The 15,904-nt window shown below is 61.8% G+C and carries 12 protein-coding genes and 1 pseudogene; 4 read left to right on the plus strand and 9 right to left on the minus strand.

The features are described from left to right. The 7 genes and pseudogenes from VFE81_RS05095 to VFE81_RS05125 form a co-directional block, all read right to left on the minus strand. Positions 1–276: pseudogene (locus VFE81_RS05095) on the minus strand (hypothetical protein); the annotation flags it as partial. 37 nt (positions 277–313) lie between these two features. Continuing rightward, positions 314–2,236, minus strand: a complete 1,923-nt coding sequence (locus tag VFE81_RS05100) for an alkyl/aryl-sulfatase (protein ID WP_414695550.1) — start codon at positions 2,234–2,236, stop codon at positions 314–316. A gap of 328 nt (positions 2,237–2,564) precedes the next feature. Further along, positions 2,565–3,461, minus strand: coding sequence for a LysR family transcriptional regulator (locus VFE81_RS05105; RefSeq protein WP_325043556.1), 897 nt, complete (start codon positions 3,459–3,461; stop codon positions 2,565–2,567). A gap of 30 nt (positions 3,462–3,491) precedes the next feature. After that, the gene (locus tag VFE81_RS05110) at positions 3,492–6,362 is read right to left on the minus strand and encodes an Hsp70 family protein (protein WP_325043557.1); all 2,871 of its coding nucleotides are present in this window, start codon (positions 6,360–6,362) and stop codon (positions 3,492–3,494) included. Next, a complete protein-coding gene (locus VFE81_RS05115; protein WP_325043558.1) occupies positions 6,359–8,221 on the minus strand; it encodes an Hsp70 family protein in 1,863 nt (620 codons plus the stop codon). The genes VFE81_RS05110 and VFE81_RS05115 overlap by 4 nt, the downstream gene beginning before the upstream one ends. Continuing rightward, complete coding sequence (locus VFE81_RS05120) at positions 8,218–8,820, minus strand: DUF2760 domain-containing protein (RefSeq protein WP_325043559.1); 603 nt, start codon at positions 8,818–8,820, stop codon at positions 8,218–8,220. Before VFE81_RS05120 ends, VFE81_RS05115 begins: the two co-directional genes overlap by 4 nt. A 294-nt stretch (positions 8,821–9,114) precedes the next feature. After that, positions 9,115–10,011: a LysR family transcriptional regulator gene (locus tag VFE81_RS05125; RefSeq protein ID WP_325043560.1), complete on the minus strand. Its 897-nt coding sequence runs from the start codon at positions 10,009–10,011 to the stop codon at positions 9,115–9,117. Between the two features lie 133 nt (positions 10,012–10,144). Between VFE81_RS05125 and VFE81_RS05130 the strand changes: the two genes are divergently transcribed. The 4 genes from VFE81_RS05130 (at position 10,145) to VFE81_RS05145 (ending at position 14,107) form a co-directional block, all read left to right on the plus strand. Further along, a complete protein-coding gene (locus VFE81_RS05130) occupies positions 10,145–10,804 on the plus strand; it encodes an NADPH-dependent F420 reductase (protein WP_325043561.1) in 660 nt (219 codons plus the stop codon). Positions 10,805–11,054: 250 nt separating this feature from the next. Continuing rightward, the gene (locus VFE81_RS05135) at positions 11,055–11,360 is read left to right on the plus strand and encodes a hypothetical protein (RefSeq protein WP_325043562.1); all 306 of its coding nucleotides are present in this window, start codon (positions 11,055–11,057) and stop codon (positions 11,358–11,360) included. A gap of 259 nt (positions 11,361–11,619) precedes the next feature. After that, entirely contained in the window at positions 11,620–12,594 is a 975-nt protein-coding gene (locus VFE81_RS05140) for a response regulator (RefSeq protein WP_325043563.1), read from the plus strand. A gap of 73 nt (positions 12,595–12,667) precedes the next feature. Further along, the gene (locus tag VFE81_RS05145; RefSeq protein ID WP_325043595.1) at positions 12,668–14,107 is read left to right on the plus strand and encodes a sensor histidine kinase; all 1,440 of its coding nucleotides are present in this window, start codon (positions 12,668–12,670) and stop codon (positions 14,105–14,107) included. A gap of 94 nt (positions 14,108–14,201) precedes the next feature. Here VFE81_RS05145 and VFE81_RS05150 read toward each other — a convergent pair whose 3' ends face one another. Then, positions 14,202–14,699 (minus strand): acyl-CoA thioesterase, encoded by a 498-nt coding sequence (locus tag VFE81_RS05150; RefSeq protein ID WP_325043564.1) that lies wholly within the window; start codon positions 14,697–14,699, stop codon positions 14,202–14,204. A gap of 312 nt (positions 14,700–15,011) precedes the next feature. After that, positions 15,012–15,476, minus strand: coding sequence for a DUF2501 domain-containing protein (locus tag VFE81_RS05155; protein ID WP_325043565.1), 465 nt, complete (start codon positions 15,474–15,476; stop codon positions 15,012–15,014). Positions 15,477–15,904 lie beyond the last annotated feature (428 nt).

The following is a 15,904-nucleotide window of genomic DNA, read 5'->3' on the forward strand; positions in this document are numbered from 1 at the left end:
GTGAAAGAATCCCCACGTGCCGATTTCTATCAGCAGCACATAGAAGTCCGGCAACGTCTGCAATTCTCTCGCCGACTTCGATGCTTCGAGGCGGGCTGTCAAACCCCTCAACGCGTCGATGGCGGCCACACGCATCTTCACATTGCTCAACGCACCATCCAGCAGGCTCTCCGGCAGCGTTCCTTCGTCGATCGCGTTTCGCGTGGCCACCGCCACCGAAAGTGCCAAAGGATGGTCGACGTTAAATTCGATCTTCAACTCACAAATAGCGCACATCGTTTTTTCCGTCCTGTAGTCAAATGCCGCGAGGGTTTCAGGGCGTGACGATGTTGAACCAGAAATCGAAGTTGTCGAGCCACGACACGAATTCGCCGAGTTTCTTCGTGTCGCCGGTCAGTTTTGCCTTGCCGCTCATGACGAGTTTTTCCATCGTGGAGTTGCCCATCATCACGTCGTTCAGGTCCGTGCGCGTCATCGTCACCGTGGCGTCCGCGGTATTCGAAGTCTGGCCCTTCGAATAGTGAAGCGCGGAGTTCTCGACGCCGACCACGTAGTTTTCCTTTGTGTCGGTCATGACGAAATTGAACGAGATGGTCTTGCCGGCTGCCCGTTCGGCGTTCAGGCGCACGCCCTGATAGTCGAGGAACATTTCGAGCGGCATCGCCTTGATCGTGTCGGGGCTTTGCGAACTGCCGAACGGCACCTTGTGCACGCCGTTGCGCAATTCCATCGCGCCGGTCAGATAGAAGTTGCGCCAACTCGCCGCTTCGGCCTGGTAGCCCAATTGCTCATAGGCGTCCGCCAACATATGCTTGGCGGCTACATTCTGCGGATCCGCGAATACCACGTGATTCACGACTTCGGCGACCCAGCGGTATTCGCCCTTGTCGTAGTACTGCTGCGCCTTGTGCAGAACCGCTGCGGCGCCACCCATGAACTCGACATAGCGCTTGCCGTTCTCGACCGGCGGCAAGCGATGCAGGTTGGCCGGCACACCGTCGAAGAAACCGAGGCGCAAGTTATATTGCGCAACGAGATCATGGAACACAGTGCCGTAGTAACTGCGGCAATACCATTGCTTGGCGAGCGAATCGGGCAGACGCACGGACTCGGCGATTTCCAGCGGCGTATAACCGGTGTTCGCGAGGCGCATGGTCTGATCATGCAGATACCGGTACATGTCGCGCTGTGCCTTCAGGAAGGCAATGATGCGTTCATTGCCCCACGTCGGCCAGTAGTGAGACGCGAACAGCACCTGCATGTCGCTGCCGAACATGTCGATCGCAGCCTGCAGATACTTCGACCACAACAATGCATCGCGCACTTTCGCGCCGCGCAGCGTGTAGAGATTGTGCAGCGTATGGGTTGCGTCTTCGGCGGCGCAGAACGCCTTGTACTTCGGGATGTAGAACATGAACTCGGACGGCGCCTCGGACTCCGGCGCCATGATGATCGTCATCTCGACGCCATCGAGCAGCAGCTTCTGTCCGGTCGTGGTCGCGAAATCTGTTGGCACGAGCAGCGTAATCGCGCCGATCGACGTGGTCTTGCCGAGGCCACCATCCACCACGCCGGCCGGTCCGCGCGGCAGCAGATTGCCGTACATGTAGGCCGCGCGGCGGCTCATCGCATTGCCGGCGATCACGTTTTCGCCCACCGCGGCTTCCGTGAAGCCGGCCGGCGCGTAGATCTTGATCTTGCCGGACTTCAGATCGGCTTCGTCGACAATGCCGCGAATGCCGCCGTAGTGGTCGGCGTGACTGTGGGTGTAGATGACGTGAGTGATCGGCTTGTCGCCGAGGTGCGGAACGACCAGCTGTTTCCACACCACGCTCGATACGTCGGCAGTCATCAGCGGGTCGATTACGATCCAGCCGGTGTCGCCGCGGATGATACTCATTACCGAAAGATCGTAGCCGCGCACCTGCCAGACGCCGTCGACTACTTCGAATAGACCGTGATTCATGTTCAGCTTGGCATTGCGCCACAAGCTGGGGTTCACGGAGTCGGGTGCATTGTTTTCCGGGCCGCCCTTGATAAAGGCGAACTGCCCAAGATCCCAGGCTGCGCCGCCTTTTGAACTGGGGATCACGCCGGGATCCGGCAAGGTCGCGATCAGCCCGCGGCTGGCGTCCTGAAAGTCTTGCGTGTCGTTGAATGCCAGCTGATTGGCATAAACCGCGTTGGCCTCTTTGGTGGCCTTCGTGGGGGGCTTGGCGCCGATGCCGGTAGCCATTGGACCGGTCGCGGTTTGTGCCAATGCGTCTCCGGCGACGGTGCCGATTCCGCTTGCGATGCCTACTGAAACGACACCCTTTAGAAAACCTCTACGTTTTGATGCGGAAGCCTGATTATTCTCGTCGGACATAGAACCACCTCCATGTTTCCCAGACGTCCCATTGGCATTGACCTAGGGGGCCTTCACTCTCCGCGAGCGTTTTGTTCGCGCGACTAATCGTAGTCAAAGTGGTGATGGCACGCAATGGTCTTATGAAAATTCTGCGCAGTGCGGAGCCGCGCCCTTGGCTTTCAATTCCGTCGCGCGGCCTTTCATTTTTGTATTGTCAGTTGAAGTAGCCGACGGCGAGATCGATGAATTCACGAATCTTGCGCGGCACGAACTCGCGACTTGGATAAACGAGCGAGACCGCGACGTCGCCATTGAGCACGGTGTAGTCATTGAGGACCCGCACCAGTGAACCGGCGCGCAATTCATCACTGACCATTTCGAGCGGCAGCAGCGCGATGCCCATTGCGCCGAGTGTCGCCTGCTTCTGCATGATCATGCTATTGACCGTGAACGACGGATCGAGCGCGATGCTTTCTTCGCTGCCGTTGCCCTTGCTGAACATCCAGGTCGGCGGGCTGGTGTCGAGCGGCGCAGCGATCACCCGATGTTGCGCGAGATCGGCCGGGGCTGCCGGATAACCGGCCTCGGCCAGATAGGCGGCGGCCGCCACCGGCACCGCGTGAGAGTTGATGAGTCGGCGCGCCACCAGCGATTCCGAGCGGATCATGTGTTCAGTCACGATGCCCACGTCGAAGCCGCCTTCGAGCAGATCGACGCGTTTTTCGGTGAGCGTGACGCGCAGATTCACGTGCGGAAATTTTGCCTGGTACTCTGCAAAAAGCGGTGTGAGCCGAAACAGCGAGAAGCTGCCCAATGCCACGATCCGCAGATCGCCCGCGACTTCCTTCGAGGTGGTGGTCGCGCGTGATTCGACCTCTTCGAGTTCCGCCAGCAGAACGCGGCAGCCATCGGCGTAATCCGCGCCGGCTTCGGTCAGCACGACCTTGCGCGTAGTGCGCTGAAACAGCCGGATGCCGAGGTGCTTCTCGAGGCTCGACACATGGCGCGTCACGACCGAGGTCGAAACATTGAGTTGCTCCGCAGCTTGCGCGAAGCTGCCCGCGTCGGCGACCTTGACGAAAGCCTGCATGGCCTGAAAAAGATTGATCATGTTAGTGCGAAATACGTGTTCGTTGATCCGTCATTGTGTCGCCGTTATCAGTTTCAGCCCTGCGGGCAGCGATTCGCCGAACACCCGGCCTTCGTCGGCGTTATCGAGCTCCACGGTCTCGCTGACCATCGTGATCCACGCGCGCGGCGCGTTAGCTGCTTCGAGCCGGCGCACCACGGTATGGCGCAAGTCGTCGGGCAGGTCGCGTGAGCGGTCGCCGGTCATACGGGCGATCTGTACAGCGGCGAATGCCGCAGGGTCGACCTTCTTCCAGTCGAGCGCGAGGATTGCGTTCAGCCACTGTGCTGCAATGTCCGGCGGCACGACGCTATGCGCGCTGCCATAGAACGGCCGCCGCGCACCGATGCGGCCGACAGCCCACCAGCTCTGATGGTTTTCCGCGGGCTTCTTCAGCCGCGTGAGTATCGATTCACCGAGCTCGATCTTGCGTTCGACCGGAATGCGTTCGAGCGATGCGCTCAGCCGGACCATGTCGGTGAAGCCGGTTTTCGACACATCGAACGGCAGCTTGTGTCGCGATTGCGCGGCTGTTTGCAGATAAGCCATCGCGTCGAGCACGCGCAGTTGCGCGCTTTCGTCGAGGCCGCCCGCGGCGCGGCGCCATAGCGTCCACCATTCCGACCAGACCTGGCTTTCGTTGAAGTACTGAATGCCGTCGTCGAAGAGCGACCAGAGCTGCTCGACGCGCCATTCGTCGAGCGGATAGCCGAAGCCCGGCCGTACGCAATAACCGGCGAGATTCAGCCATAAGCGCTCGTGGTCCGCCGAGCGCCGACGGCGACGCGCACGTTCCCATAGCGCACCGAACAGTTCGCGCAGCAGCGCGCTGTTCCAACTCTCGCGCGGCCCAAGCAACTGTTCGAGTTGCGAGCGCAGGCGTTTGACCTCTTTCGGGTCGACTTTTTGCGTGCGCGAACCGAAGCATCGGTCGATATGGTCGATCGCTTCGTCGAGTGCAGGGTGCCGGGCTTGTGCCGGATCCGCCGCCAAGTTCACCTGGGCGCTCACCTGGCCGTCTGCACGACGCAACTGGAATTCGAGCAGCCAGCGTTGCGCGGGATTGTCGAGCTCGATGCAATGGACTTCGAGCGTGCCCACTTCGGTCAGGGAAGTGGCGATTTGTACGGCGGTTTCTCCACGCGTGGCGCTCGCGCCGCGCGGCTGCACGATCGTCGCGATGGGTGGCAGCCGAACGAAATCGCCTTGCGTAAGATCGGCCAGATCGCCTGGCCGGTAGACCGTATCCGCGCTTGAAGAAGCCAGATGAAAGCGCACCGGATGCCCGAGGCGCAGCGCAAACGTGTGGTCTTCGATCCGAATTTCGTGGCCTTCTTCGGTGCCGCGCGGCAGCAGGCAGATGCCGCGTTGCACCGGCTCGGCATCGCGTTCGCCATTACCGGCTTCGTCCAGCACGAGAAAGTAACTGCGCGCCGAGCCGCCGCCGATTTTCGGCGCGTGGCCTGTGCGGGCGAGAGCATAAGCGACCGCGCCGCGCGCCACGGAGACGTCGGGATTGTCGTTGTGCAGAACGTTGAGCGGCTCGCCGCGCCATGCGCTCAAGGTGCTGGACAGGCGCTGCGTCAGAGCCTCGGCGCGAAACACGCCGCCGTTCAGCAGTAACGTGTCAGGCACGGGTAAAGGCTCGTCCTGACCTTCGCCTGTATCAGGGGAAACGGGAGAGGAACCCAGCGCCTTGCGCGACTGCGCCGCGAAGCGACTCAGAAACGCCGCGATATGACGCGTGACCGCTGCATCGGTGGCATAGGGCAGGCCGAACTCGACGATCGCGCCGCGTGGCCTTCCGGGCCGTTCGTTCGATGCCACTGCCGGAAAGAATCCGTCGACGATGATCTGCTCGACTTCCTCGCGCGTGACCTGCGCCGTGCGTGCGCCGCCGATCAGCTTGGAGCCCGCGCCGAGCAGCGTGATCGAAGCCGACTCCGGCGCGTGCGGACCGAGCAGTTGTTCCTTCGCGCCGCGGCAACGCTCGACCAGTTGCGACAGACTCGCCGCCGACAGACGCGTGCGCTCGTTGCCTGGTTGCGGCAAACGGGCCTCGACCCGATGCGCGAGCGCGAGATCCATGTTATCGCCGCCGAGCATCAGATGATTGCCCACGCCGATGCGCGTGAGTTCCGGCTCGCCGTCGCGCATGTGGACTTCGATCAGCGTGAGGTCGGTGGTGCCGCCGCCCACGTCGCAGATCAGCACGAGCCGTGTGTCCGACAGTTCCGTCGCAAGGCGCTCGCGATGATGAAACAGCCAGTCGTAGAACGCGGCCTGTGGTTCTTCCAGCAGCCTTAACGTGGGGAGACCCGCGATACGCGCCGCTTCCACCGTCAGCGCTCGCGCGCCTTCGTCAAAAGAGGCGGGCACCGTTAGCACGACGTCCTGTGCTTCGAGTGGCGCGTCCGGAAAGCGCTGATTCCAGGCCGCCCGCACGTGCGCCAGATAGCTCGCGCTGGCTTCGACCGGCGAGACCTTGCGGACGTCGTCCGCCGCGCCCCACGGCAGGATCGGCGCGGTGCGATCGACTGATGCGTGCGACAGCCAGCTCTTCGCGCTGGCCACCAGGCGGCCAGGCACCTGGCCGCCGAGCGCACGCGCGAGCCGGCCGATTACTACGGACTGATTCTCTGCGCCATCGGTCGAACTCTCCGCTACGCGCCAGGGCAACTGCAGATCGCCCGCGCTCAGTTCACCCGGCGCTGCGTGATACCGCACCGACGGCAACAGCGGCCGCGCGGCGACTTCGCCGAGACTCACCAACTGATCGATCTCGAAGACGCGAATCTCCTGCGAACCCGCCGCAGCATAGGCCAGCACCGTATTACTGGTGCCGAGATCAATGCCGACGCTATAGCGCTTCATCTCAGTCATGCATTGGCGTTGCCGCGCACGTCGAACTCGACCTTCCAGCGTTCGTCGCTGCCGCGCGGCATGGCTTCGAGTTCGAGCGTGCCGGCTTCCGTCACGCGCGCATGCAATTTCACCGGCACAATTTCACCGGCGGTGCGGCCGGTGGAGGGCAGCGTCGCCTGGATTTCCTCCAGTTCCTGCAATTCCTCGGGGCCCCAGAAGTCGAGCAGCGTGCCGACCTGATCCTGGCGACGCACCGACGATCCGAAGAAGCGGAAGTGCACCGGCTCACCAACGACCAGCCCGAATTCCTGCGCCGGCAGTTCGGCGTCCGTGCCTTCCTCCATGCCGAACGGTGCGACGCATAGCGCCTGCACCGGCGGCTCGAGACCCGGAACGGCGGGCATCGCCGATTCGATCGCGATGTAGTACGCGCGCGCCGTGCCGCCACGAATGCGCACGCCCTGACCGCGCCGCACGTAACCGTAATAGGCCGCGCCGCGCGCGACGGCGAGATCGAGATCCGCGCCTTCGAGCAGGCGGGCTTGCGGCGCACCTTCGGCGCCGAGCCAGCCATTGAGCGTGCCCATGATCCGCTCGACCAGCAGCGGCGACTTGAACACACCGCCGTTGAAGAGCACAGCGGTGGGGTGCAGGAAGGTCGCGCCTTCCGCCGTGGCGATATCGCGCAAACCGTCGAGTTCGGCGAGCGCGCCCACCTGACGGCCAAGGAAGGCCGCCAGATGCCGTGTGATGCCCGCGTCCTGCGCATACGGCAGGCCGAGTTGCGTCAGACCGGCGCGCGCACGGCTCACCGGACGCGCCGCACTATCCACCTGCGGGAAAAAGCCTTCGAGAATCGTTTGGGTCAACTCCGCACGCGTCAGTTCGGTGCGAATCGAACCGCCGATCAGCTTCGATCCACGGCTCGGCACGATGAGCGGCACAGTATCGGTCGACGCGTCGCTGAGCAGCGTTTCCTTCGCCGAGCGGCAGGCATAGGTGAGGGCGCGCAGTTGCCACGCGTCGGCCTGGGTGCCAAGCGCGGCGAGCTTGCGCGCGACCACGTGGGCGAGCGCGAGGTCCATGTTGTCGCCGCCGAGCAGAATATGTTCGCCGACCGCGACGCGATGCAGTTCGAGATTGCCTTCGCGCTCGATCACGGCGATCAGCGAGAGGTCGGTCGTTCCGCCGCCCACATCGACCACGAGAATGATGTCGCCGACCTTGACCTGCTTGCGCCACTGGCCGCCGCTCTTCTGAATCCAGCTATACAGCGCGGCTTGCGGTTCTTCGAGCAGCGTCATGCGGCCGTAACCGGCGGCTTCCGCAGCTTCGGCGGTCAATTCGCGCGCGGCCGGATCGAACGACGCGGGGATCGTCACCGTGATGTCCTGCTGGCTGAACGGTGCCTCCGGATGCGCGTGATCCCACGCTTCGCGCAGGTGCGTCAGATAGCGCACCGAGCTTTCGAGCGGCGACACGCGCGCGACTTCAGACGGCGCGTCGTTCGGCAGAATCGCCGCGCGACGGTCGACGCCCGGATGGCACAGCCAGCTCTTGGCGCTCGACACGAGCCGGATCGGCGTGGCCGCGCCGCGGCTGCGGGCAAACTCGCCGACCGCGAATTCGCGTTGGCCGGTCCACGGCAGGTACAGGTCGCCCGAGGCCAGTTCGTCCGGATGCGGCAGGTAGAGGAACGAGGGCAGCAGATCGAGGTTGTCGATCGCGCCGGGGCCTGTGAGTTGCGCGACCGGCAGCACGCCTTGAGTGGTCTTTTCGCCGTCGCTGGCTGTGGTGTCCACGTAGGACAACGCGCAGTGCGTGGTGCCGAGGTCGATACCGATTGAATAGCGTGATTCGCGCGGTGCGTCGCTCATAGCTCCACCTCGGCCGGTGCGATCACGCGGGCGTTATGGCTGCCGGTCAGCTTCGGCAGACGCACTTCGTCGGCACGCCAGCCGCGGTGGCTGATGCTGCCGTTAAACGGCGCCTTGCCGACCACATTGCCGGTCAGGCGAATCGAGGTGGCGTCGAAACCTTCGGGCAGCGTTACGCGGCTGCCTTCGGCTTCGTCGCGCACCGGACGGATCGTGAAATGCTCGCGCAGCGTTGCGCGGCAGCCGTCGTGCACGAGGCGGGCGGCGGCGCCGATGTCGGCGTCGCTATAGCCCTTGATGTCTTCTTCGACGAAATCGATGAAGCGCGCGTCGCGTTGCAGCAGGCCGAGCAACTGGAGCGCGGCGTCCGGGCTCGCTTCTTTCAGCGTGGGCGCCTGCGGGGCGGGAGCCGGGGCTGCGGCGGGCGCGGGCGTGGGTGCAGCAGGTGGCGGCGCAGCGCTCGCGGCAGCGGCGTCGGCGAGGCCACCTTTACGCAGGCGCAACACCCCGCCGGCGAATTCGCCATCGCCGAGGATGCTGAAAAACGTACTGACGGCAAGTGAAATCCTGCCAAGGAAAGACGGGTTCGAATCGGTCATGAATGCTCCTGAGGGGCTCTGTTAAAGGACGAGCTGTCCTGGCTGCGCCGCACGCGACAGGCCCGACGGCCCCGATTGGCTCGATGGGCCGTCGCCATGCGTCTTTGCGAGGGTCGGCGGCAGCATTGCCGCCGAGGTCTGAATCATCCGGTCTTGCGGCGCGTTTTGCGCGCGCAAACCCGTATTTTGCCTCGTCGCGCGCCCGAAGCGGGCAAAGCCGGCCATTCTAGCGGTCAATGGGTGGAGATTGGCGGACGGCGAAGGGTGCCTGCCGGCTATGTCCGGCTGCTCATTTCACGCGGTGTGCGGCCCGAATTCGGCCACCACCTGGTCGATAAACGCGCGCAATTTCGGCGTGACGCGGCTTGCCGGAAACACCAGATGCATGGGGCGCGCGGCCGCTTCATAGCCGTTGAGCAGCCGCACCAGCCGGCCCGCGGCGAGCTCATCTTTCACTGCCACTTCGGGCGCGAGTATCACGCCGCCGCCATTGAGGGCAGCGGCCAGCAGCGCTTTCACGTCGTTGGCCTGAAAGCGGCCGGAGATCGGCACCACGTGTTCGCCTTGCGCGTTGGCGAAACGCCATTCGGTCGCAACCGGCAAGCTCGTATAGACGAAGCTCAGACACTCGTGCGCCGCCAGCGCTTGCGGGGTAGACGGCTCGCCGCGCTCGGCCAGGTAGCCGGGCGACGCGCAGGCGACCAGCCGGTACGGCATCAACGGCCGCGCGATCAACGACGAATCCGACAGCGAGCCGAGCCGGATCGCAGCTTCATACCCTTCGTCGATAAGATCGACGAAGCGGTCGGTCAGCGCCAGCTCGACCCGCACCTCGGGATGGGCCTTCAGATAGCGCGTGATCATCGGCGCGAGACAGCAGGTGCCGAAGGTAACCGGCGCGGTGATGCGCAAACGCCCGCGCGGCGAGGCCGACAGCGACTGCGCGACCGATTCGGCCGCCTCGGCATCCGCCAGCAGCGCCTTGCAGCGTTCGTAGAAAATCTGGCCGATCTCCGTGAGGCTCTGGCGGCGCGTGGTCCGGTTGAGCAAACGCGCACCGACGCGCTCCTCCAGCGTGCTGACATGCTTGCCGGCCATCTGCGCGGAGATGCCGAAGGCGAGCGCGGCCGCGGCGAACGAGCCGCTGTCGGCTGTTTTCACGAACACGGCCATGCTGGTCAAACGGTCCATTATTCCCCACTCCTGATTTCGACAGTCGTCAGATTCTGCATATTTATCCGGCTGAAGTTTTGAATCATAGTGTTTCTCACCGATGGGCGTGCGCTCAACCGAGCGATTCGCAGATAGACATGGAGTGTGAAACATGAAGATAGGCATTCTTGGCGCCGGTTTTTTCGGCCGCGCGATGGTGATTCTCGCGAAGAACCATGGTCACGAAGTGATGATCAGTAATTCCCGCAATCCGCGGACCTTGATCAGTACGGCCGCGGCGCTTGGCTGTGCGCTTGGCACGGCTGAAGAGGCGGCGAAGTTCGGCGACGTGGTGGTGGTGACCGTGCCGTTCAGCAACATTGATGCGCTGCCGTTTGCGGCACTCGACGGCAAGATCGTGATCGACACGTGCAACTACTATCCCGACCGCGACGGCCAGATCGAAGCACTCGACAGTCGCTCGACGACCACCAGCCAGATGCTGGCCGCCGCGTTGCCGGGCGCGAAGGTGGTGAAGGCCTTCAACGCGATTCTGGCGAAGGACCTCGAAACGGACGGCAAGCCTGCCGATGTGCCGAACCGCCGGGCACTGCCGATTGCCAGCGACGACGAGCAGGCTAAACACGCAGTGAGCGCACTTCTCGACCAGTTCGGCTTCGATCCGGTCGATACCGGGGGGCTCGCCGACAGTTGGCGCTTCGAGCGTGCGAAACCGGTCTACTGTATTGCGCTGGACCGCGCGGGCATCGCCGAAGGATTGGCTGCGGCGAAGCGCGACGTCGAGTTGCCGCATGGGTCGTGGAGGCATTGACCGGTGCGTCGCGGCGATTGCCTGAAGAGGCAATCGTCGCGAGCTTGCGACGACGAAACTGGCACCTCGCACGCGGCAATGGAAAGCGACTGTTCCGACGTGTTCCCAAATTTAATTCGATATGCGAGTATGTGCTCCATGGACCTCCGTAACGACCTGTTCAACGGTCACCACCATCACGGCCGCATGCAGTTGCGCCGTGGTTCGTTACGTCCATAGCAAGGAAACGGAACTTCACTGATTCCGTTTCATGCATAAACGACCAAGGCGCCTATGGCGCCTTTTTTTACTTTTATGCACAAGAGAGATTGTCGCGGGCTTTCTGGATTCGTTCGGACTGCGTTACGACGTCGACAGCACGGCGCGGCGCGGTCTGAGCTATTACCTGAATGGCGTGGGCTTCGAGATGCGCTGTAGCGAACTCGGGGCGCAGCAGCAGATCGTCGGCGGTGGTGCTTATCGGGAAGGCGCGGGTTTCGGCATCGGCGCAGAACGCTTGCTGCTCGCGATAACGGCTCAGGGCGTCGTCGTCGACTCCGGCTTTCGGAGCGAATGAGTGGTGGATTCGACGATGTACGCACTGACCCTTACCCGTTTTAGTTCACGCCGTGCGGGCCGGCCGGCGTCCGTAGACTCGAGCCATTCAAATTAAATTATTCCATCCGCATACTATGACGGAAAGGCCGCGCAAGTTTGCACTGTTCATTCAAAGACCCCGGTACTATATGGTTCAGCGAGAATCGGCCCGGGAGCCAGCGTGAGAGAAGCCGGCGTGTAAGCCGATACGAGGCGCGCCGCATATTCCACGTAAAAACATGAACAATTTTATTCGACCCCCAGTTTTCTATCCGTCATCTGCTGTTTTCGTGGACGACAGCGATAGCTACCTTGATGCATTGCGCCGATTTTTTCCGGATATCTCCACTAATCTGTTTTTCACGCGACCTCAAACCGCACTCGCTTTCATCCGCAAACATGCCCGCGAGAATTCGCTAGAGTTTGCACCGGCGTCGGCCTGTCTGAGCGAGACGGGACTGGAGCGCTATGTCGAAAGCTCGGCGGAGCGAGACATACTGGCCCGCGATTCCCGATTTTCAGAGGTGGCGGCGGTTGTCGTCGATTACGACATGCCTGGACTGAGTGGTGTCGAATTCCTTTCGTCCATATCCAATTTGCATTGCGCGAAGGTACTCCTGACAGGCGTCGCGGATGAGACCATCGCGGTAAAGGCCTTCAATGCCGGCATCGTCGATTTGTATCTGAGAAAGACGGATGCGGATTCAGCCAACCGACTGGTCCATTTTCTGAAAGACGCCAGGAACAGGCATTGTTCAGAGGCAGGCTGGCTTGGTTTAGGCGAAAACGGTACAACATATTGCGATCCGAGAACGAGAAAGGTCATCGACGAAGTGGTTGCGGCTGAAGGCATCGTCGAGTACTACTGGCGTCCGGAGCAGAATGCCATCCTGATGTTCGACCGTGCGGGCAAGCCGAGCGTTTTCCTGGCGTGGGCCGAAAATGACTGGATCTCCCAGGCGGAGATCGTGGCCGATGAGAGTGGGCCAGCCGATCTGTTGAGGCAAATGGCGGTGCGCGAGTCGATGCCGGTTTTCTGGCCGCACCTGGCCTTTCGTCCCGCTACGGACTTCAAAACGGTAACGCCGCAAACCATCCCGGGCTGGGACGACGCTTTCTATTGCTGGACCCGAATAGATTCGACCGACGTGGGTGTGAACACACTGACGTTTTCGCAATGGCGGAGCGACCGGAATCAGCAAGCCCACGGATGACGGCGCCGCTACTTCGCGTACGCTGCGATAAAAATGCCGGAATAGCCCAATGCTTCCAGACACATTGAGCCACATGTACGCCATTCCGACTGCCTTTGTGTCTGCGCTGTTCGTGGTGTTCGGCCTTTACGTGCTCATCACGCAAGGGGTGACGCGTCTGTCCGCGCCATTTCTTTTGATGTGTGCGGCGACATTTGCATGGCAGGGTATATGGACCTTGCTGTTCCAGACGGAAGATCCTCACATTGCGAGCGTGCTGGTCAGGGTCGGTTATCTCTTCATTCTTTTCCTGCCCACCACGTTTTATCACTTCGTCACGGAGGTGGCGGCGAGGCGTCGTGAGCAACCGGTATTGCTCGCGTCTTACGGTATGTGTCTTGTCCTGGCCGTGCTGCTGCCCGGCAACGAAGTTATCGCCGGTTACCGGCACTACTTCTTTGGCTACTACCCGAGCGCGGGGCCGTTGCATCCTTTGCACGTGTTGCAGACCGTATTGCTCGCCGCCCGCAGCGGACAGCTTCTGCTCGCCGCCCGCAAGCAGGCCGGGGGCAAAGCGCGCAGGCGTCTCGATCTCTGCTTTGCGAGCCTTTGTCTCTATTCGTTCGCGGCAGTCGATTACGCGGTCAACTACGGCTACGCGTTCTATCCGCCGGGCGTGCTGTTCATCGCCCTCAGCCTGGGACTTCTCGCGATCACGATTGTCCGCTATCACCTGATCCACCCCTATGCGCTCGCGGCGACCATCGCGCACGAAATCGCGACGCCGCTGGCGACGATCGCCATGCATGCCGACGAAATCGCCAGCGTATGGTCCCACGTGTTCAAAGGTTACCGGCTGGCCGTCACGCATGGGCTTTACGACGACCAGGAGGTGCATTCCGGACAGCCCGAACGTGTCAGCCAGCTCGCCGCAGCGATCAGACGGGAGGTATCGGGCACCAGCGCAATGGTCGAAATGGCGCTCGCTTCATTCACCCTGGATCGTCTGGACCGCACCCGTTTTAGTCCTCATTCCATACAGCAATGTGTGACGTCAGCGCTGGAGCGCTATCCGTTCCGTGGCGGCGAACGTGCATGCATCACGGTGGCGCCGATCGATGCAGCCTTATGCTTTTCAGGCTCGGACACGCTGGCGGTTTTTGTTCTGTTCAATCTGCTGAAAAACGCGTTGCACGCTATTCACGTGAGCGGTGAGGGCGAGATCGCCATCAGTGCGGTTCAGGAGCAGGGCTTCTGCGTCCTGCGATTCCGCGACACGGGGCCGGGCATCGCGCCCGATGTGCTGCCGCATATCTTCGACGCCTTCTTCTCGACCAAACGGCACGGAAGCGGCGCGGGCATGGGGCTCGCATTCTGCCGCCGCGCGGCGGAGCTTCTGGGTGGCAGTATCGAATGCAGTTCGATGCGCGGTGCGCACACTACTTTCACCGTGCGCTTGCCGGTACCGGGCTCGCCGGCGGACCGCGCGCAGAGCAAAGCGCCGGCGCGTTCCTTGCGCCGGCATCAGAAGTGAAAGTTAGGGTTGGAAGTTAGCGGTGAATCTTAACGATAAAATCCAGCGATAAAACCCAGCGGAAAAACTGAACGGCGAAGGTCAGCCGCTGAGATCAGGCGGCTAATGCCGTCGTCGGCAGTTCATACTCCTTGACCCGCTCGACGATCCCTTCCGGGAAGCGCCTGATCTTCCGGTCCCGCCCGGCGTACAGGATCTGCTGGTAACCCTGCGAAACCTGGCGCCCATCCACGCAGAAGCGGAACAGCAGGTAGGCCGAGCACTGCTTGACCTGCACCGTGTTCAGATAGCAATCCACGTGCTGGAAAGGAAACGTTTCGTGGACGTATTCCTGATGTGCGCGTTTGGTCACGAACATGCCGTCCGATCCCAGCAAGTCATTGTGTATGCACTCATGAAACCATCGCTCGCGGCACACACCCTGCCACTCGAAGTAACGTGAGAAATACGTATTCATGAACGCGTTCGAGTCTTTCAGATAAATGTCGAACGTATGGTGGAAGGTCTTGAGCGAGGCTGTCGTCGTCGGGTCTTCGGAAAGAAGGGCGGATCCTCGGGTCAGGGCGGTAGGGATTGCTTCACGCATCAACATACGATTTTCCTTTTGCAGGAACGGCTGCTCGCGGCAACCACGCATGCCTCCCTATATGGCAGGCACATCCCATTCTGTTGGGGATGTGGGCCGCATGGCTATTGCCTGACAAACATGCGGCGCAGAAATCTTGAACTTCTGGTGGATCGAGCGTGCTGCGCGCGCGATTGCCGCGCAGATTGAAACCCGCCGTACCTGAAAAATCGCATTGGAGATGCCGGGAATGTGCCGGCGGAGAATGTGGGCGAGGGGGCGGCGCGTAACGCACCCACCCCGGCGCCTCTACCCACTACGCATTTCTCCATGCCATGCTCACAGCATGGATTTGCCCTGGGCAAGAATCTTGTCGCAAATCTGCTTTGTGGCCTGTTGCTTCAGGCCGCCACCGCTCAGGTCCAACTGCTGGCCGCTGCTGCTGCTCAGGATACCCTTGGCGCCGTCGGTATAGCCGCTGTCGGACGAGGCGGCACTGGAACCGCCAGGCAGCTTGCTCATCAGCGAGTCCTTGACCGAAGACGCGCCGCTGCCGCTAACATAATTGTTCTTGATGCAGAACTCCAGCACGCCCGCGACATTGCTGGTGCTGCCAGAGGTCAATGACTGACCCGACAAGGCACTGCCCATGTTACCGAGGCTCCCGAGGCCACCGGACGAACCGCCTCCGCTACCTCCGCTCTGGTTGAGCAGGTTTCCAAGCTGCGCCTGGGCGCCCGAGACAGGTAGCAATGCGGCGAACAGGATCCCTAGAGCTGTAGTGCGATACGTACGTGCTTTCATACTCGAACTCCTTTGCTGGCTGGAAATCCTCTCTACTATAGTTCTTTTCAGACGGACGGCAGACGGCGTGGGCACGTTCCAGACTGCGTGACACACTAATAGGGAAGTCGCACATCTTCCCGGGAACCTGAATTTAGAAACGTAAGTTCGCTGACCCGGCACCGACATGACGTTTTCGCATGATGCGCTCACGGTCAAGGCCGGGTCTGCAGAACCACGCCATGCTGTGCGATGAGGACGGTCAATAGTGGCGAGCAATGGGTTAAGCCGCGAGTTGCGTTTTATACAATCGTTGCGAGAAGGCAGCGTGCGTCAATGCACTGCTGATAGAAGTCGTAGGGCGCAAGCGCTTGCTTCAAGGCGAATACGTGCTCGGGCTGGTAGTTGGACCGGAATCGCGTCGAAACCGATCCCCCTTACGGTGAAGT

The organism is Paraburkholderia sp. (genome assembly GCF_035656215.1).
Lineage (GTDB): Bacteria > Pseudomonadota > Gammaproteobacteria > Burkholderiales > Burkholderiaceae > Paraburkholderia.